We start from the raw sequence: 17,582 nt of genomic DNA on the forward strand, positions 1-17,582 counted from the left end.
CGAACGTTTGGAGGCCGCGATAGCATCGGTAGTCTGAGCGAGGTGTCGGTGCCACATCCCGGTCAGGGGCGTTAAGTAATGGCCGGTCGAGTCTTGGAATACCACATGCTCCCGGACATCCTCGCCGGCGCTATAGATTTGATCTCCGGTCTGGGAGTGTTCATCATCAAAAACATCGTACCGATTGCGATCGTCACGACCGCCGCGGTCACGTCGTACTCGTTCCTCTACAAACGGCCCGAACTGATTCTCGAAATCGAGCAATCCACCTCGGGCCCGACGCAACCCGATGAAGACGGGGACGCCGAAGCGGTCATCATGCTACTCCTCGCGAACGTTGGGAATAGTTCCGCCAGTGAGGTCCAGCTCACCGTCACCGCCGACGCGTTCAAATTCGAGAATGACATCGATGCGACGGACTCCATAGTGAGTGAGTACGAGCCGCCGCAGGCGGTCACGGAGATCCGGAGCGGCAGGAAGTCCGGGTTCACCGGTGGCGGGCGCCGTCACGACATTTACCTCGAAAACGTGGTGTACGAGGGCGACGTCCAGGAGCTCTGGCTCGGGAGCGCGATATTCGACGAGGGCGAACACGATCTGAAATACCAAGTCTCGTGCAAGGAGCACGGACCGCGGCGAGGCAAGATATCGTTCGAGGTTGAGGACGGAGAGATTATGATAACCGACCGCAAGTATCCGACCCGTCGCCGCCAACTGAAAACGCGGATATTCGGCCGTGTGGAGCGGAAGAGGACGCAGGAGCTTGAGAATCTCGACGAGGATGATGTCGAGTTCCAGTTCGAAGTCCACTGACTGCCGGTTCCCACAGACGGATCACTCCCGCAGGGGCGTCGGCGGCAGGTCGTTCCAGGCATCCAGCGCGGTGGGCTTCGCGGAGGTGAATACGAAGCCGTTCACGTGCCGTGAGTGTCGTATCTTCGGTCATAGTGAGACAGGATTACTGGTGTCCCCGCCACCCATCGCTGGGGGCGAGAAACACCACTGAGAGTAGTTAGCGGAGATCGGGCTGGAGCGGAGCGAACTCCTCCCACATCGTATGGTGGCGTTGACAGAGCGTGATCAGGTTCTCAAGCCGGTTCGACCGTTCGTAGTCCAGTACTCCATCGGTATCGATGAATGCGCCAAGCGGCGTAATGTGGTGGACGTTCAGGTCACGATCCCAGTGTTCCCTGTGGGTCTCGCGGTCAATCGGACAGCCCGGCATCTGGCACTCGAAGCCGTCCCGTTCCAGCGCACGCTTGCGCTGTTTGTACCAGTTCGGTCCGTAGGAAATGTCTCCGTAGCCGCCCTTCCAGAGCGGATGCTCTGGGCCACTTGGACGTCCGGGATACTCGAACCCGGCCGCTTCGATGGCGTCTTGCCAGGTCCCATACCGGCGGACATAAGATCCAACCGAGTAGCGACCATAGTCACGTATCTCGATAGTCGATGGGACGTGGCCTAGCTCATCGACTAAGCGCTCGATCTCCCGATGGAGCTGTTCTTCACTGATACTCCATTGTTTGTGGGGTTCGAACCCTGCACGGCGCAACGCACGATTCCAGCGTCCGAAGCATCGCTGGGTGACTTTCACCGACCACGCTCCGTGCTGTTCCATCTCTTGGGCTTTCGGTGGTCGTCCGAGTTCTGCGGCGAGGCTCTGAATCGCCTCGATGACATCCTCCTTTGTGGCGGTCTGCTGTGTGGTCGTCTCCAAGTTGGCTGCGCGGAGGCCCTCGTTCCAGGACCCAAAATGAGTCTGGACTGTGTTGGCCGAGATACGCCCCAATTCTCGCCACTCATTTCGTGAGGGCGAATGGCCGATCTGGCTGGCGACTCGTTGTAGCTCCTCGATGACTTCTGCGTCGCTATATCCGTTTGTTCGAGGTTCAAGTTTGGCAGCTTCCAATCCCTCGTCCCAGCTCCCAAACGTTGAGCGCACTGCGCCTTTTGTGAATTCAGTCTCTTCTTCGATCTCCGATTGTTTTGGAACTCGCCCCTTCTCTTCGGATAGTCGCTGTAGTTCGTCGATGATCGTTTCAGCAGGTATCGATACCTGATGGGAACGCATATGGCCGGCAATCTCGACGTTCGTTTCGAACGATTCGCCGCAGATGTCGCACGTGTAGTCTCCTTCGACTTTCATGCGTAGCTCCGAGCTTTGGCCACGCCCGCACCCCTCGTGGGGTCGGACAAACCCGCCCGGTCGCGCACCGTTTCCCCCGTTTTCAGGGATAAATCTCAGATCGGGTCTCGAGGTTGTGGCTGCGCGCGCAGCGAAGCGAGCACGGAGCGGAGGGTGGGGCGGTGGGGTCAGGGCCGGTCCGGCACACAGCAAAAAAAGAAGGATGCCTCAACTGGCTATTCTTCCCACCACCGACCGCGCTCCGGGAACTCGATCCTGCTCCAGCCCGTGATGGCGAGACTGCACCGTCCTTGGTACCAGTTTTTCTTGACCGCTCTGAACCTGACTGTCTGCCCTTCTCGAACTACCGTCTTCTTGCTCTTCTCCCAGATCGTGAATTTCGTACGCCCGCTTTCGTCTTCGATGAGTCCGACTTGGGCGATTGCTGGGGAACTGGGATCCCAGAGTTCGCTCACTGTGCCTTCGACCGTCACCTCACCGACCGGGATGTCCGGCACATCCGCGATGGGCACGATTGCCCCCGGCGCCGCCTTCACCTCCTCGAGCGTCTCCAGCACCGCCTTCGTGACGTCCCGACCGCGCGCCACCTTCTCGGCCAGCTGCTTCGCGACGACCGCTCTCGACCAGCCGCCCTGCACTTCGTCGCTGATCCGCATCGCTTGCCTGTTCACCTCCGCGAGTTCGTCTTGCGTCAGCTTCTCCCGGGGATCCGTGCGCTCCGTCGGCGCCGGCTCGTCACGGCCACACATTTCGCTGACGACCTCACGCGTGCGCTGCTCCCGACCGTCCTGCGTCCCGAGTTCGGCCTGGGCACTGATGCGCTCCAGTTCGGCTTCCCGCGCCTGAATGCGTTCCTCCTGTTCGAGGGTAACGCCGTGAATCCGGTCTTCGCTCGTGTCCGCGATCCCGTCCGGGTGGTTCGCATCCACCTTCGCCTGCGTCTCCTCTTCGACCGTCGCCTCGAACTCCGGCGTCTCGTCGACGACCGGGAAGCCGTCTTCATCGACCGCCTGCTCGCCCGCTTTCTCGAATGCCTGTTCATCGACCGAAACGACCTTTCCGCTAGCGTTGTTACTAGACATTGGAATCACTCACAGGGTGATTTCCGACGAAGGCGCTCACGCGCCGCCACCGCGATGCTCCTACATCGCGGTTTTCCGACGGCAACGACCGACAGAACCATCTGCGCGCTCTCGCTCGCGCCTTCGCGAGCGCCCTACTGGGCGCGAGCGAGAGCGCGCCTCAGGAAGGTCACCCAACCAGCACCGCGCGCCGACCCGCCCGGAGCGAGCGGCCAGCGGAGTAAGCGTGGGGGGTGAGCAGCCACGCCGCGCAGCCCCCCGCGGTTACCCGCTGGCGTCGAGACCAGATTCATTTTAGCCCGGAACGGGCGCGGGCAGTGCGGAGAGCGCCCGCACGCCCGGAATGGTCGGTCGCGAGCGACGCGGAGGGCGGCAGCGGCGAGCGGGGCGGGCCGGTACGCACACACCTATCCAGCCGACCACGTCGCTCGGTGGGCCACCCACACTCCTGGCGGACTCAGAAAGGGCGAGGCCGTCTCGGTCGTCCCCCGACCCCGCAAGCACCGCAGGGACGAGGAGCGCAGCGGCGGTCGCGGGACGTCGAGCGGCCGAGGGCTTTCGAGAGTAATCGCTATCATTACTGCTCCAGTCGTTATTCGGAAAAAGCGTCGGACTCGTCCTCGACGATGACGTCCACGCCCTCCGGTGAGACATCGAGTGGGATCCCCTCGACAGTGAACTGAACCGCGATGGTCTCATCGGCGGAGGCGATCAGCTGTTCGAGCGCATCGGGGTCGACGTAATCGTGGAGCTGATAGGCGTCGTCCTCGAGCCCACACGCTTCCAGTGTCTCGATGATTTCAACGAGGAAGTCACTCGATCCATCCGGACTGTCCGTTGGAGGGGTTTCCATCTGAACGCTCGGGGCTTAGGATGACAGGCGTATAAAACATTGTGAGTCAACCATAGAAGCGATACGCTTTGCTACTTGACTTAGCGCGTTTGGGATAGCGTCGGCGCAACCACAAGCGATTATGCGCTTTGACGCCGACTGGATGTCTCGCGCCGATGACCGCATTCTAGAGCATCTCTCTGAAGACGGACCCGACACCCCGAAGGAAATGGCGGACAGCGAACGCGTGCGCTTCTCCCGCCAACACATCAACGCCCGCTGCAAGACGCTGGTCACCTATGGCCTCCTCGTCCACCTCGGCAACGGCGTCTACGATATCACGCGAACGGGAGAGCAGTATCTCGCCGGCGACCTCGACGCTCGTGACCTCGATCCTGAATAGGGTTAGCTGTTGCCGGCGACCAGGTCCTCGATGAATCGGAAGCCGTTCACGAACGTCACCGAGTCACCGTATCCCTCGCTCGCGAGCACGGTTTCAGCGCCCTCGCCGGCTGCGATATCGGTCGTGTAGATGTACACCTCCGTTGCCGTCCCCGAACTGAGCTCTTGAGCGGCAAGGGCCGCAAGCGCAGCGTCCGCCCGCTCGACCTCGTCCGCGGGCCGGTCGTCAGCGTTCGCGATGTATCGCTGGACGCCGTCCATCACCCGGGAGACGATGGGCTCGGAGAACTCGAGTGGCGCCGCCACCGTCGCCCATCCCTCGTCGATCGCGGCGTCGACCGGCACGTCCTTGACGTCGGGATCGTCGACCGCCAGCTCCTCGTACACCCGCTCGGGCAGGACGAAGGTGACGTCGTTCCGGCGGGCGAACCGCCGCACTGCTTGGTAGCGACTGTTCGACGGCTGCCCCATCGCGACGAACAGGCCGGTGTCGGCGATGTGGAGCCGGCTCACGCGTCGTCGACAGCGCCGCCGTCGTCGATATCCAGCTCCGCGAGCGACGCCCCCGCTTCCTCGATGTCGTAATGCTCGTGGACGACGGGCCGGAGCGCCTGAAGGATCATCTCCGCGGCCAGCGGGGAGATATCGAGATCCTCGGCCATCAGCCGGTGGGTTACCTCACCGCGTTCGCGAGCGACCGCGTAGGTGAGCGCCGTCGCGAGGCCGGCGACGCCGTGACGGTCGATGTAGGTGTCGATGTCCGCGTCCGTCTCGCGTCGGCCAACGGCGTCGATGAGCGCCGGCGTGATCGTGTACTCACGGTCGCCAGCGGCCGTCGTTACGGTCAGGTCGATTGCTCGGGCGGCGTACCGGCGGGGCTGTTCGTTGTCGGTAATCTCGACCACGCCGGCGTCGACGAGCCGGTTGACGTAGCTGTAGGCCGTTCCCTGTGCGAACTCGAGGTCGTCCATCACGTCCTGGACGGTCGCCTCGCCTTCACGAGCGAGGTAGGCGTACAGCTGGGCGAGCTGTGGCTCCTCCAGCAGGTCCGCGACCGAGAGGAAGTCCCGGACGATGTCGCCATCGGCGCGATCTGAAGTGCGTGACACGGGTCGTTCTTGATTACAGTTTACAGCGAAGCAGTAAAGAGTGTTTGGGGTCACTCCGCCGGCGTTCTGACGAGGTGCTCCTCGAGGTCGCGCGTCCAGTACGTCGCGAGCCCGCCTGGGCTACAGCGCTCGCACAGCTGTACCGGGCCTTCGAGATGACCGAGTTCGACGCGGAAGCGCGTCAGCGCCGCGAGGGCGTCGACGACGAGCCCACAGCTGTCGCAGGCGTAGTGATCGCGTTCGTCGGGATCCGGTTCCGTCTGGATCGCGCAGGCGACGCAGATCGGGTGGGTGACCCGCTCGTCTTCGCCCCAGGTATGCGCCTCGCCCACCTTGGTGCCGGGTGGCGCGTCACAGAACGCACACCCGGTGAGCGTCTGCTGCATCACTCGCTCTCCGCGTCGGCGTCGCGGCCGGCCGTCCAGCCACGGTGGAAGACGGCCAGCTGCGTCGCCGAGTCGAAGGTAGTGCCACTCGGCTCGTGAACCAGAACTTGGTCTTCGGGCACCGTAGTGACGACGTCGGCGTCGATGAGGTCGTCAACCAGGCTCCGGGCCGTCGCGTCGTCGACGTCCGCGGTCGCGAGGCTCGCGGCGTCGCGGTCCTGGGCGAGCTGTTCTTTCTCGAACTCTTCGTAGTCGGCACTCGTGTCGTCGTGAGGATCGGGACCAGGCATGATGAATCACGCTGCGCACGCTGTCGCGCGCTGCACGCCTCCCGGCGCCGACAAACAGCTCCGTCGGAGGGCGTCAGTCCGGCCGTGGGTCGCGGTAGCCGATGACGGCGACGTCATCGATGAACAGGACGCCCTTCATGAAGTCGAGCTTGGTCAGGCTATGCTGGTAGAGGTTGTGCCGCCCGAGGTAGTTCACGGGCACCACCAGACAGCCGAACTCGATCTTCGGGCGGCCCTCCTTCTGTGTGCGGTAGCCTTTCTGGAACTTGAGGAGATCGTCGCTGACGTTCTTCCGCTCGCTCTTCTCGACTTCGATGGCGATGCGGGCGTCGGCGTCGTAGAGGTCGACGCTGTAGTTGAACCCAAGATGCGACCAGAGCTTGCAGTTCGGGTTGAAGCCATCGGCAGCAGCTCCCTCGTACTCGTACTGCGGGAGGCCGCCGGCGATCGCGGCATCGAACCCGCCGACCTCCGTGTGTTTCGTTGAGCCGTCGAAGACGTCAACGGGGACAGCCTCGACGGCCGCCCGAATCGACGCCAGTTCCTCGTCCGGAAACGCCTCGGACGAGGTCTGGGTTCGGCGCTCGCTCAATCGGGTGACCTCCTCGACGACGACCATACTGGCTCTCGACGAACAGTAGCCCGATAAAACCCGTCGCACGACCCTTCGGACCGACTGGCCGTCAGGATATACTCACTCGAGTATCAGGGCGGCGGGCGGGGGCGAGGGTGTGGATCCAGCCCCATCGTTAACCAACACAATGTCGATATCGGTTCGAAATGTTGGTTAACCCTGACCGCTACGGTGTCCGGAGCTCTCGAACTGGTTTTACGACGAAGGTGTCTGGCTCGCCGGCTGCTGCCTCTCGCGTGTCCGCCGACGTGGTCGGTGACCGCGTGAGCTGGGTGATGAGCTCGTCGCGAACGGTTTCTCGAGGGACGGTGGTTTCGTGCCAGCCCAGCCGGGCGTCGAAGTGCCGCTTCTGGAACTGCTCGCCGACATCGTCGCGGGCGACGTACTGCGTCCGCGTCGCCCGTCCGACCTGCCGGGAGACGAAAACGGCGCCCACGGCCTCGTGCGTGACCTCGACGAGAGCACACTCCACGAGCGCGACGATCGACGCATGATCCCGGTCGGTCGGGACCGTCACCTCGAGGTCTGCCCACGGCGCGTGACCGTCGGGACTACTTGCTGCTTGATGCGCTGCTCGTGTCTTGCTGTGTCGTTCCGAAGCCATCGTGTATCGGGGGAACGTGATGTACCCCGCCACCCCCTCGCGGGGGCGACAGACACCACCGACACACACCCGCTCAACCTATGCGCTAAATCTGATAGATTACTGAATCCAAACTCTGGGTGACGGCCCCTCGGCCCGAGAGAGCCGGCGGCCTTCGCACATTGCATATCGCCTCTTTCTTTGGACGAAATCCGCGATATGCAAGACAATATGACGGCCTCAAATCGAAGAAGAACCCCGTCGGGCCGATTTGAGGCGGTAGAAAATACCTCGACGAGTTCGGGAGTGGTACTGGAGTCCCAAAATTTGCTCGACGAGGGGGTAATGAAGGTGATTTGGGACGTATCTAAATTTCATCGGGCCGCTGCTTCACCTGTTCAGTGTCTCTCGAGGCTCCCCGGCTCGGTACTTCGAATCGTGAAACACCCCGATTCTCTCGATTCCGGTTGTGTTAGCCGCTGAAAATTGCTCGACGGGGATTCTGAAAAGACTGGTTTTGGTCTGCAACACGTTCCTCGAAAATCTGAGGGGAAGTCAATTATTTAGAATTGCTCAGCGGGGCCGGCGGACTGCTCGTCAACTTGTTCGTACATCTCGTCCGGGAACGGGAGACTGCCCCAGATCGAGTAGGGACATTGATCCTGGCCGATACAGTACCGTTGCATATCGTCGTTATCGCAGTTCATCGGCAACGGCGTGTCCCCGTCGATCGTGTTCGAGAACTCGTAGCGGACTTGGTACTCAGTTTCCTGCTCGTCGTACCACGGCCACCTGGAGAAGACATCCTTGAGGTCCGCGACGATTTCGTCGAGGCTGCTGTCTTGGTACTGCGGAAGCCACATCACCATCCGCGCGAAGTTGTATAGATCCTTCCGCACCGGCTTCTTCTCGTGGAGTCGCTCCTCCATATTCGCCATACAGGGGAGTTCGAAGAGATCCTCGATTTCCCGCACCTCGATCTGTTCGGCGCCGGTTCCGGCCCTCCCGATTCGGTAGGTGTTGACGCGCCCGTCGCGGTCGATCGTGACCGCCGAATGTGACTCATGGTCGGCCAACGTTTTGGCGAGACTGCTCGGACTCGAGATCCAATCCGTCACGGATGATTCCCAGTCGTCCTCGGCATCGTACGCCTTGACCGCTCGATAGAGCTCTTTCGCTGTAAGGAACTCCCCTTTCTGGACGACGTCGTCGGGGGCGTCACTCAGGGCTCGCCGGAGCACTCGAATCGACCGTTCGCCACGGTCCCAGTTCCGCCAGATGCGCTCGTGATGGCCGGTCTCGAGGAAGCGGTCGATCCGCTCCGTGATGGCCGACTCGTTCGTGGTCAGCCACGTCAGCTGCTCCTCCGAGAGCCCATCCTCCTGTACCCGAAGGAGCTTCTTGAACGCCCTCTCAGCGTAGTCCCGATACTCGCTGTCGAAATCACCGACCGGGACGTACAGCTTGTTGTCTTCGACTCGTGTCAGCATCTCTCCGCCATCGTCACTTCCCGTCGACGCCTCGTCCTCCCGAACGAGACATTTGCGTGATGCCGCCGCCATCGGGATTTCGAGGTACAGGCCATCCCCGAACTCCGGCATCTCTGTGATGCCCGTACAGACCCGGCCGGGATGCGGCCCATCCTCACCGGGCTCCTTGCTGTAGAGCACGTCGGCGATGTCCTGCTGGAGCGCCCCATCACCGCGAGCACGGATGAGGGAGGCGAGATTGTTGACGTACAGCTCACGGATGTCATAGAGCACCTGGATGTTCCGGGGCGACGCGTGCTCGAACTTCGGGTGTTCCTTCACACAGATCGCACTCAACGTCGCGAGCACGGCGAGCGTCCCCGGTTCGTCGACGAACGGCTCGTCGGCTGCGTCGGCGCGAACCTGTTCTTTGAATGCCGCGGTGCCGAACCGTTCGATGTCGTTCACGAGGTCCTCGGGTTGGTCCTCGCCGTCGACGACGTATCGATTGTAGCCACGCGTAAACAGCTGGTTGATGCGTGTCTCTCCGTACTCCAGCGGGAGCGCTGCGACCCGATACGCCATGTCCTCGTCGTCGGTTGGTGTACTCGGGCTCATTCGTCGATCACCTCGGGCGTGGCAGACCGCACGTCGAATGCCGGGCTTTCGATGGGTTGGACGATGCTACAGACGTCGGCGTGCAGCGAGTAGGGCAGGCGGGCGACCCGCCGGCGGTCAGCCGTTACGACGGGGTCGATGGGGATCTCGTAGGTCTCCAAGAGGAGGTCGTTCAACACTTCGCGACTCTGCTCGTCGTAACGGTGCGCCGAGTCAGAGTCGAGGAGGTAGACGTGGACGCCCTGCCCGCTGTAGACGACCATCGTCTCCTCGGCGTTGAGGTCGGTCTCGAAGATGTCGCGTACTTCGAAGCCGTACTCGATGGCTCGGTCGACGTCCTCGAACGCATACGGATATCCGGCCGGCTCGGCGTCGAGGATGCCGGCGTCGTCGAGGAGCGCGTCGTCGCCCTGGTCGTCGACGTCCTCTGAGACGGTATCCGCGGCTCGTTCCCGAGCGATGTCTTTGGCGTCGATGTCGACGAGCAGGACCCACGGCCGTTCCCAGTGATCCAGTGCGTAGTAGACGGCGTCGGGGCGTGGATCCCGTTTTTCCAGTACCTCCGGATCAGCAAGTGCGAACTCGCTCCGCCCCAGCGGGTCGTTGCGAGCGGGGTGCCGAATGAACCCAACGACATCCTCGAAGTCGTCAAACTCGGGCGTCGTTCGATCCCCTGATGGGCCCGTTTGCCACGTATCCCGCCGGATGAAGTCCTTATTCGGCACCTCGTCGTTGCGAACGGGGTGGGACTCGCGGAAGGCGACAGCGTACTGTTTCGGACCGGTCGCCGTGATGAACTCCGGCAGGTCGTCGACATAGCGGGGGAACTCCTCGGCGTAGTAGGCGTAGATCTCCTCACGAGTTGCATGTCGCCACGTCATGACTCGAGATCCTCTTTGAGATTTTTGAAGCCACGAACGGTGGTCAAGCCGTCAGAATTGAGTTCTTCGACGGCGTCCCTGATGTTCGCGAACGACCGCGCGGACCGCCCATTGACACGCTCGTCGATCTTACCGGCGTCGGCCAGCGAGTCAAGCACGTCGGTAGCTGTCTGCCGAGTGTTGAACGCCCAGACTGCATCGCCGTCCACGGCACTGAGCTTGTCGTAGTCCTCGATCGGGGCATGCCTATTGTTACTCGCGAGCTCTGCTTCACCAGCCCAGACGAGGTCGCCCTCTTCGTTGAACCCAGCCACATCCAGCACCGTTCCATCGTCGTATTCGTAGTACGGCTTGACACGAACGACGTCATCCTGCTGCTGGAGCCACAATTCGAGGAGCCGGACGCCAACTTTGTGTGGGGTTTTCTCGCCGAGGTCACCCTCGCCGGGGCCGGCGTTCAATTCCCTGCCGAGGAGATCTCGGCCGGCCGGGAGCACGGTGTAGTACTTGCGGCCAGCAGCAGATCCTTCGTCGAGTAGGTCCTGGTCTTTGAGCTGCTCCAGATGGAGATCGTCGTAGGCGTCTCGCAGCTGGCGCATGCTGTCCAAGAGCGCATACTCGTCGTCTGCTCTGTTCATCACGTCGAGGACACGACTCAGGAACCGGACGTCGTCGCGACTGAGCCCGCGGTCTCGGAGCTCGTCATCGGGAACCGGCACGCCGCTTTCCTGAACCGGCGACGATCCGTTGGCGGGTTGCTCTGGCTGGTCGGCAACTGGCTCCTCGTCGCCATCAGTGGATTCCCCAAATAACGAACTGATCTCCCCGTGGTCTCCACCGGACTCGCTGTCCGTCTCGGGTTGCGTCGTCGACGTAGACCCGTCCTCGGTCGTCGCTTGGCTGATGAATGCGGACTGGTTCGGGTCGTCCCCCGTATCTCCATCAGCCGACGAGACCGTCGTTTCGGCTCCTGAACTTCCCCATCCAGTCTCCTCCGGAGTCGGACTCGATTCAGTCGTCGCTGTCAGCCCGTACTGGGTCGCTGTGCGCTCGACCATCCGTGGCCGGGACACGGATTCGAAATGGTCTTCCTGTGGCTCTGTGAGCGGCTGGTCGCTTTCTGGATGCCCCGGCGCGATGGGGAGTGGCTTCAGCGAGAACGGCGGCGGACCAGTCTCCCCGAACGACGGACTCGGGAGCTGGGCGATCCACTCCCCGCTCGGGAGCGTATTGATCCGGTTGCGGAGTTCGGTCGGGCTGAGGTCCTCGTGAGCCAGCGACTCCGCGAGATCGCGCTCGATCGAGATGTTGCCAATGAGCTTCGTCTTGATGTTGTTCAGTACCTCGTCGTAGGCGCGCTCGTTTCGGTTCCGGACCTGCTCGGGGAACTGCATCACAAGGCCCATACTCAGACCGAACGAGCGGCCCTGTGGTAGCAGCTGCTCGGAGACGAGTTTCGTCGACGCGACCGGCGCCGCCTCCTCGATGATGAGGTTGGTGAGCTTCTCGTAGTCCGTCTGGCCGTCGCGCCGGCGCACCTGGACGGCGTCCCAGAGGTTGCTCAACAGCAGCAGCGTAATCGCTCGCTGGGCCTCCGGTCGGAGGTCCCCCAGATCGAAGATGATGGTCGCGTCTTCATCGAGGAACTCGCGGAAATCGAAGCGGTTGTCGACGTACTCGCCGGCATCGTTCTGCTCAGGGACGTGGCTGAAGATTCGCCGGAGATGGGCGTCCTCTTTGAGTTTGTCGAGGCGGTTTCCGACGGCGTCCATCGACACCTGGAACTGGTGGTTGTCCTTCGCGAAGTGCCGCGTCAGCGACTCCTCGATGTTCTGGTTCTCGGCTGAAACGGGGGGAATCGTCTGCTCGCGCTGCATCCGGAGGGCGGCGGCGAAGAGGTCGTCCAGCCCGAACACGTCGCTGCCGTATTCCTCGTCGAAGAGCGCCTTGATGAGGTAGCTGAGGATCTCGTTCGCGACGAACGCCTGGCCGTACTGTTCGCGCCCCATAATCATCCGGAGGATATCGTGGAAGTGGTCGACCTTGTCCTGAATCGCGTCCTCGCGGTTACGACCCGCCTCGAGCGCCGGGCGGATATCGAAGAACGAGAACGCGGGAATCGTCTCGGGGACGCGGAAGTGGTAGACGTCGTCGAGGCCCTCGAACCGCTCGTAGTGGCAGCGGAGGTAGTTCTCGCACATCCCGTCACCCTTCGGATCGACGAGGACGACAGGGCCCCCAGTCGACCCGCGGAGGGAGAGCGCATCGTTGATGATGGCCTTCGACTTCCCGCCCCCAGTCGACGCGAACCGCCCGTAATGCGTCGGCAACAGGTCCGGCGGGATCCGGATCGGATCCGGTCGCGGCTCACCGTTTTCGTCGAGCGCGTAGCCAATCGCCATCCCCTCCTGGAACTGCTGGATCAAGTCGGGATTCGGCCAGGGGAGCGGATTTCGGCTCTGCTGTTCAGCCCGAGTCCCCCGTGTCCCCTCAACGGTCAACTGTTCGGACGAGGGGACAAGGACGAAGTTCGCGAGTTCCGTCCCACAGAGGACTAGCTCGGGGCGGGTCTTCCCTCGACCTGTCGTCAACTCGCGATTGAAGAGGCGCTGAAGTGTGGCCCGTGCCTTCTTCTCCTTCGTTTTCTCACGGAAGCCACTCTCCCGGAGGCGCTGCCCCTCGACCTCGTAGAACGGCCCGTCGAGCGGGTCGAACACGGGGAGGAGCGAATCCATGCGGGCATCGAGGTCGCCGTGAGTGACGTCAGTCGGGACGCCAATGGCACGGATGTTGGCCGTGAACGACCGTTTGGCGTTCTTCGCGTCGATGGATGCGATTCGTTTCTCGACGGCCTCGCTGAGCTGTCGTTCGTCCTGGTCGCTCCGTTGCTCCTCGACCTCGAGGAACGACCCGACGACCTCTTGGAAGAACGTGTCCCGGCCGTCGATGAGGTCCTCCTTCCGCACCTCCGCGTCGGACTGCCAGCTGCTCCGTCGTTGGAAGACGACTTGGAACGCGGTCGGTGCTATCGCCTCCATCAGGTGGTCGATGAGCGTCGCGAGCGCGGCACCGGGTTGGTCGACGGACGAGAGGTCGCCGTCGGTGTCCTCCGACGTGAACGAGGTCAGCGACGTCATCCAGTCCTGCTTCCGAGACGCGGAGCCACACCACCGGACACCGAGCGGGGAGACGGCATCGTTGGCTGGCCGCGTCAGAATCGTCCCCTCCGGAGTCATCGTCGGCTTCTCGATGGATGGTCGCTCCTCGTCATCCGGGAGTGTCTCGGGCGGGGCTAACTCGAGGACAGAGTCGCCGATGACCACGTGATGGTCGGGGATTGTGGCCGAAACCGTGCCGCCGTCGACGAGCGGATCGGAGTCGGCTTCGCGGTCAGCCGGTTCTTCGTCGACGTAGTCGTACTGCTCTCCCGGCCCGAACTCGTACTGGAGCCGCCCGGCTTCGTAGTGCTCTATGAATTCCTGCGGGGTGAACTCGACCGGCTGAATGAGGCGGTTCGCGACGTCGACGTCGACGCGTTCGATATCGAACGTGGACGGGTAGATCGAGCGGAGCCGCTTTTCCACCGTATCGAGGTGAGCGTCGGCTCCGTAGAAGAACTCCACCGGCTCATCCGGCCCATCACTGATCGCGAGGAACTCGAACCGGGGCGGCGTATCGCTGTGGAGCGGGTTCAGCTTCGCCCCCAGACCTGAGGAGCCAGGCCTGGTCAGTTTGTGGAGGCTGTCGAGGACGCGGGGGATACTCTCGGGATCGAGCTGCTCGGAGGTGGGGGTGACGCGCAGGTAGTCAGTCATCGTCGCTCCCCTCCGTTGACCCGCCGTCCGGCTCGGCTGCGACGGCGTCGGATTCCTCGTCGGAGCTGTTCGTTTCGTTCGTTCCGTTCGTTACTTGGTCTTCAAGCTCCGCCCGAAACTCCTGCATCTCGCTATCGACGGCGCTCTCGCCGGCGCCGGGAAGCGAGGACCGAACTTGGGAGGTCGGGTCGAAGTCGATGACCTGCTTCTCCTTGGGCATCGCCTTGACCTGGATGCCGCGCCACTCGCCGTCGACGCCCACCAGCGCCTCGGAGAAGCCGGCGTCCTCGTTCCCGGGCACCGCGTCTTGGACGAACCGCATCTGGGCGTAGTTCAGGCCGAACTCGTCGGCCCACTCCTCGTCCATCCCGTCCAGGCGATGGAACTGCTTGACCGCACACTGATCGAGGATCGCCTCGGATTCAGCGTGTTCGAAGAACTCGTCGACGGTCTGGGTGACCAGCCGAATCGAGAGGTCGTGGTGGCGGTGGTGCCGGAACACCGTTTCGAGGAACGCCAGACTCGCGGCGTCCTGCATAATGTAGCGGGCCTCGTCGATGTAGAACACTACCTCCTTGTCCGAAACTTTCGCCCGCTCGTACACCAGCGAGATCAACAGCTGCATCGTCAGCGCCGTGCTGCTGTCCACGCTTCCCTCTTGCTGGGCCAGATCGAGATAGATGACTTTCTCGTCCCGGATGTCGAACTCGGAGTCCTGTCCGAGATTGGCGTGGCGGCCGTCATCCTCGAACGGGCGGAGCTGGTCGAGCAGCCACGTCGCGTCTTCTTTGATCTTCCCGGACTCCTCGTCGGAGCGGACGACGAACTCCTCGGGGTCGTCGATCATGTCCTCGAAGACGTCCATCATGTCACGGATGGTCGGGCTTGGGTTGCTGTGCGTGGAGATGTCGTCGGTAATCTCCTGTCGTTTGTAGGCGCGCTTGAGCCCGAGTTCGAGCGTCGTCCGTCGGTCGCCAAGGGATATGCCTCGCAGCGCGAAGAAGTTCGTGAGGAAGCTCATCGCGTCGTCGAGCTTCTCGTTGAACGGACTCGCGTCCTCACCCATCGCCCGCTGGACGTGTTCCGGGGTCTCGCGGATCTCCAGCGGATTCAGGCCGAGTGTCCCGCCGACCGTGATGCGTTTGGCGTCGAGGGCTTCGGCGACGCCGGCCCAGTTGTTCAGCGGCTCGAGGATAATGCCGATACGGTCCTTACTCTGCTCAATGGAGCGGATGAAGTTCTGCTTGGAGCTGAACGACTTTCCGGAACCCGTGTCACCGACCGTGAACATCGCGTACCCGTTATCTCGGGCGAATGGGTCGATGACCACCGGGCTCTGGTTGTCCTTGTGAATCCCGAACTCGACACCGCCCTCTTCGAGGATCGTCGCGTTGTGCGGTGAGGAGAGTAACGCGCCGACGGCGCCGCCGAGGGCAATCGATGTGCGACCGAACTCGTTGTCGCCGATAGGCGCGGCAGACTGAAGGGCAAGGTCCTGCCGACAGATGGCGGTCTTCGGCGTGAGGTTCGCCGGATCGTCACGGAGCGCACTCTTGACCTTCTGGACGGCGTCCCGGAGTTCCTCCTTCTCGTCGGCTCTGACCGTGACGAACATCCCCTGGTCGAAGACATTCGCGCCATTCTCCACGGCCTTGTACGTCGCTGCGGCTTCGTTGGCGCGCTCCTGTAGGTAGGCACTCCGAACGCTCTGTTCGAGATCGGCGTCCACCTGAAGGTCGTCAGCGATGTCCTGCAGTTCGTTCCGCGCCCGCTCCTGGTTCTTCGGCGTGATGTGGGCCGTCAGGTCGAACTGCACGTCGGTCATCTCGAAGAGCTCGGAGAGGTAGCCGTCGTTGGGGTAGTCCGGGTAGTCAGCGATGTACAGCGTCGTCGTCCACTGCTCGCCGACCTGTGCCGCGCGCGTCTCCCACTCGATCGCCGCCGGCGCCGTCACCGTCTTGTGTGACTCGGCGATGTCGTCGAGGAGCTGGCGTTCGGCGGCGCCCTGTTCGATGGTCTCCTCGTCGAGCAAGTCTGAGAACTCCACCTCCTCCTCGTCGTCTTCGGTGTACCGGTCCCAGAGGAGTTTCCCGCCGATCCCGACCAGTACCGCGAGCAGAATGTAGAGGGCCGCTCCTTCAGCTGAGGTCGGATTCGTAAGCCACTCCGAGAGCTGGCTAACGGCTCCGCTGCCCGTCTGGAGGACGAGGTTACGCATTGTGGTCATCCTCCCGGCGCGAGTGGCCGATGATGGGTTGTTCCCGAACGACGCGCTCTGCGTCCTCGTAATCGTGTTCGCGGCCGTTCCAGAAGTCCATATTCAACACGAAAAGTTCGACCGTGCTGAGCCGCCGAGCGGACCAGCCCGACGCCTGCTGGATGAACTCCGACCGCACGTCGTTGACTCGGCTGTCCAGCTTCTCGAACATCTGTGCGCGGCGCTCGACGTCGGTTAGGTCCTCGCGACGGGTGACGAACGGGTTGAACAGGAAGCCGATGACGGGGAACTGCGTGAGCTTCTCGGCGGGCGTGCCCTCGTCGCGGAAGCGGTCGTAGACCTCCAGCGGGGAGACTTGGACGCCGATGTAGTATCGCACCTGCTGGATGCCCCGCTCGCGCATCTCCTTGGGGCGGGTCTCCCGGTATTCCTCGAGGAGTTCCTTGAATATAGGATTCTCCGTGACGTCCTCGTCGTTCAGGCGGTCCTCGATGTTCTCGACGATCTGTTCCACCGGAAATGAGCGGGTTGTGGCGTGGAGTTTGAGCTTCGAGTCAAGCTCTTTGTTGGCGAACTCCTCGCCGGCGTCCTGGAGCTGGGCCCAGTCGTCGGACATCGCGAAGTCCATATTGTCGGGATCGATCTCGATGAACGCCTCCATCGTCCCGTCGGCCCGTTGAATCGCCCCTGCGCCTGGCCACGCTCGCTCGATGTTCGTGAGGTCCTGCGTCCGCTCGTCGGGCTTGAACGGCGTGTAGTTCGCGAGCCCGCCTTCGTTACGCTCTGTCTCGTTGGTACTACTGTCGGCCTCCTCTGGGGCGCTGAACGTGATCTGGGGGCGCTTGACGTAGCGGTAGACATCCTTCGTCCACGTCCACGCGTTCAGGTGGTCGGGTGAGACGTAGACGATCGCAACGCCGAACCCGAAGCCACCGGCGACGAACGGGAGGGCGAGTGATTCAATGCCGGTGAGGCCGGCGATGAACAGGCCGACGATCGGGAAGGCGATCAGGACGCCCACGTCGCCTTCTTCGATGTTGAGGTAGGGGATACGGCCCTCCTCACCGAACTGGTCCATAATGCGCCGTGCGGCTGCGTCTTGGTCGATGGACATGGA

16 protein-coding genes are annotated in these 17,582 nt (G+C 62.6%); 2 read left to right on the top strand and 14 right to left on the bottom strand.

Translation table 11 applies throughout. From position 1 onward, the window contains the following. Positions 1-105 precede the first annotated feature (105 nt). Entirely contained in the window at positions 106-813 is a 708-nt protein-coding gene (locus AB2U09_RS01060; protein ID WP_459190837.1) for a hypothetical protein, read from the top strand. Positions 814-1,012: 199 nt separating this feature from the next. Here AB2U09_RS01060 and AB2U09_RS01065 read toward each other — a convergent pair whose 3' ends face one another. The 3 genes from AB2U09_RS01065 to AB2U09_RS01075 all read right to left on the bottom strand — a co-directional run bounded on the left by AB2U09_RS01065 (position 1,013) and on the right by AB2U09_RS01075 (position 4,081). Continuing rightward, positions 1,013-2,146 carry a homing endonuclease associated repeat-containing protein gene (locus AB2U09_RS01065; protein WP_459190838.1) on the bottom strand — a complete coding sequence of 378 codons (1,134 nt, stop codon included), beginning with the start codon at positions 2,144-2,146 and terminating at the stop codon, positions 1,013-1,015. A gap of 215 nt (positions 2,147-2,361) precedes the next feature. Then, on the bottom strand, positions 2,362-3,228 hold the full coding sequence (locus AB2U09_RS01070; protein WP_459190839.1) for a DNA-binding protein: 867 nt from the start codon (positions 3,226-3,228) through the stop codon (positions 2,362-2,364). Between the two features lie 592 nt (positions 3,229-3,820). After that, positions 3,821-4,081, bottom strand: a complete 261-nt coding sequence (locus AB2U09_RS01075) for a HalOD1 output domain-containing protein (RefSeq protein WP_459190840.1) — start codon at positions 4,079-4,081, stop codon at positions 3,821-3,823. 121 nt (positions 4,082-4,202) lie between these two features. On the opposite strand from AB2U09_RS01075, the gene AB2U09_RS01080 reads away from it, so the two are divergent. Continuing rightward, on the top strand, positions 4,203-4,463 hold the full coding sequence (locus tag AB2U09_RS01080; RefSeq protein WP_459190841.1) for a winged helix-turn-helix domain-containing protein: 261 nt from the start codon (positions 4,203-4,205) through the stop codon (positions 4,461-4,463). Between the two features lie 2 nt (positions 4,464-4,465). Here AB2U09_RS01080 and AB2U09_RS01085 read toward each other — a convergent pair whose 3' ends face one another. From AB2U09_RS01085 to AB2U09_RS01135, 11 genes are all read right to left on the bottom strand, one after another. Next, on the bottom strand, positions 4,466-4,975 hold the full coding sequence (locus AB2U09_RS01085) for a PIN domain-containing protein (protein ID WP_459190842.1): 510 nt from the start codon (positions 4,973-4,975) through the stop codon (positions 4,466-4,468). Next, positions 4,972-5,571, bottom strand: a complete 600-nt coding sequence (locus tag AB2U09_RS01090) for a DUF7437 domain-containing protein (protein ID WP_459190843.1) — start codon at positions 5,569-5,571, stop codon at positions 4,972-4,974. The genes AB2U09_RS01085 and AB2U09_RS01090 overlap by 4 nt, the downstream gene beginning before the upstream one ends. Positions 5,572-5,621: 50 nt before the next feature. Next, positions 5,622-5,957 (bottom strand): DUF7558 family protein, encoded by a 336-nt coding sequence (locus AB2U09_RS01095; RefSeq protein WP_459190844.1) that lies wholly within the window; start codon positions 5,955-5,957, stop codon positions 5,622-5,624. Further along, complete coding sequence (locus AB2U09_RS01100) at positions 5,957-6,247, bottom strand: DUF8069 family protein (RefSeq protein ID WP_459190845.1); 291 nt, start codon at positions 6,245-6,247, stop codon at positions 5,957-5,959. Before AB2U09_RS01100 ends, AB2U09_RS01095 begins: the two co-directional genes overlap by 1 nt. Before the next feature lie 73 nt (positions 6,248-6,320). Continuing rightward, on the bottom strand, positions 6,321-6,866 hold the full coding sequence (locus AB2U09_RS01105; RefSeq protein ID WP_459190846.1) for a hypothetical protein: 546 nt from the start codon (positions 6,864-6,866) through the stop codon (positions 6,321-6,323). Positions 6,867-7,047: 181 nt separating this feature from the next. Next, positions 7,048-7,485 (bottom strand): DUF8030 family protein, encoded by a 438-nt coding sequence (locus tag AB2U09_RS01110; protein ID WP_459190847.1) that lies wholly within the window; start codon positions 7,483-7,485, stop codon positions 7,048-7,050. A 542-nt stretch (positions 7,486-8,027) separates the two neighbouring features. Beyond that, positions 8,028-9,551, bottom strand: coding sequence for a primase-associated protein (locus AB2U09_RS01115; protein WP_459190848.1), 1,524 nt, complete (start codon positions 9,549-9,551; stop codon positions 8,028-8,030). Next, positions 9,548-10,432: a bifunctional DNA primase/polymerase gene (locus AB2U09_RS01120; protein WP_459190849.1), complete on the bottom strand. Its 885-nt coding sequence runs from the start codon at positions 10,430-10,432 to the stop codon at positions 9,548-9,550. The genes AB2U09_RS01115 and AB2U09_RS01120 overlap by 4 nt, the downstream gene beginning before the upstream one ends. Beyond that, positions 10,429-14,247, bottom strand: a complete 3,819-nt coding sequence (locus AB2U09_RS01125; protein WP_459190850.1) for an ATP-binding protein — start codon at positions 14,245-14,247, stop codon at positions 10,429-10,431. Before AB2U09_RS01125 ends, AB2U09_RS01120 begins: the two co-directional genes overlap by 4 nt. Then, entirely contained in the window at positions 14,240-16,474 is a 2,235-nt protein-coding gene (locus AB2U09_RS01130; protein ID WP_459190851.1) for a VirB4 family type IV secretion system protein, read from the bottom strand. Before AB2U09_RS01130 ends, AB2U09_RS01125 begins: the two co-directional genes overlap by 8 nt. Then, a complete protein-coding gene (locus AB2U09_RS01135) occupies positions 16,458-17,579 on the bottom strand; it encodes a TraC-like domain-containing protein (protein WP_459190852.1) in 1,122 nt (373 codons plus the stop codon). Before AB2U09_RS01135 ends, AB2U09_RS01130 begins: the two co-directional genes overlap by 17 nt. Positions 17,580-17,582 lie beyond the last annotated feature (3 nt).

It is taken from the genome of Halosimplex yunnanense (genome assembly GCF_054504345.1).

Excerpts from the sequence above, each read along its gene's own strand:
- AB2U09_RS01075 (WP_459190840.1), bottom strand. The coding sequence starts at position 4,081 with ATGGAAACCCCTCCAACGGACAGTCCGGATGGATCGAGTGACTTCCTC.
- AB2U09_RS01125 (WP_459190850.1), bottom strand. The coding sequence starts at position 14,247 with ATGACTGACTACCTGCGCGTCACCCCCACCTCCGAGCAGCTCGATCCC.
- AB2U09_RS01110 (WP_459190847.1), bottom strand. The coding sequence starts at position 7,485 with ATGGCTTCGGAACGACACAGCAAGACACGAGCAGCGCATCAAGCAGCA.
- AB2U09_RS01070 (WP_459190839.1), bottom strand. The coding sequence starts at position 3,228 with ATGTCTAGTAACAACGCTAGCGGAAAGGTCGTTTCGGTCGATGAACAG.
- AB2U09_RS01100 (WP_459190845.1), bottom strand. The coding sequence starts at position 6,247 with ATGCCTGGTCCCGATCCTCACGACGACACGAGTGCCGACTACGAAGAG.
- AB2U09_RS01115 (WP_459190848.1), bottom strand. The coding sequence starts at position 9,551 with ATGAGCCCGAGTACACCAACCGACGACGAGGACATGGCGTATCGGGTC.
- AB2U09_RS01120 (WP_459190849.1), bottom strand. The coding sequence starts at position 10,432 with ATGACGTGGCGACATGCAACTCGTGAGGAGATCTACGCCTACTACGCC.
- AB2U09_RS01130 (WP_459190851.1), bottom strand. The coding sequence starts at position 16,474 with ATGACCACAATGCGTAACCTCGTCCTCCAGACGGGCAGCGGAGCCGTT.
- AB2U09_RS01095 (WP_459190844.1), bottom strand. The coding sequence starts at position 5,957 with ATGCAGCAGACGCTCACCGGGTGTGCGTTCTGTGACGCGCCACCCGGC.
- AB2U09_RS01065 (WP_459190838.1), bottom strand. The coding sequence starts at position 2,146 with ATGAAAGTCGAAGGAGACTACACGTGCGACATCTGCGGCGAATCGTTC.
- AB2U09_RS01080 (WP_459190841.1), top strand. The coding sequence starts at position 4,203 with ATGCGCTTTGACGCCGACTGGATGTCTCGCGCCGATGACCGCATTCTA.
- AB2U09_RS01135 (WP_459190852.1), bottom strand. The coding sequence starts at position 17,579 with ATGTCCATCGACCAAGACGCAGCCGCACGGCGCATTATGGACCAGTTC.
- AB2U09_RS01105 (WP_459190846.1), bottom strand. The coding sequence starts at position 6,866 with ATGGTCGTCGTCGAGGAGGTCACCCGATTGAGCGAGCGCCGAACCCAG.
- AB2U09_RS01060 (WP_459190837.1), top strand. The coding sequence starts at position 106 with ATGCTCCCGGACATCCTCGCCGGCGCTATAGATTTGATCTCCGGTCTG.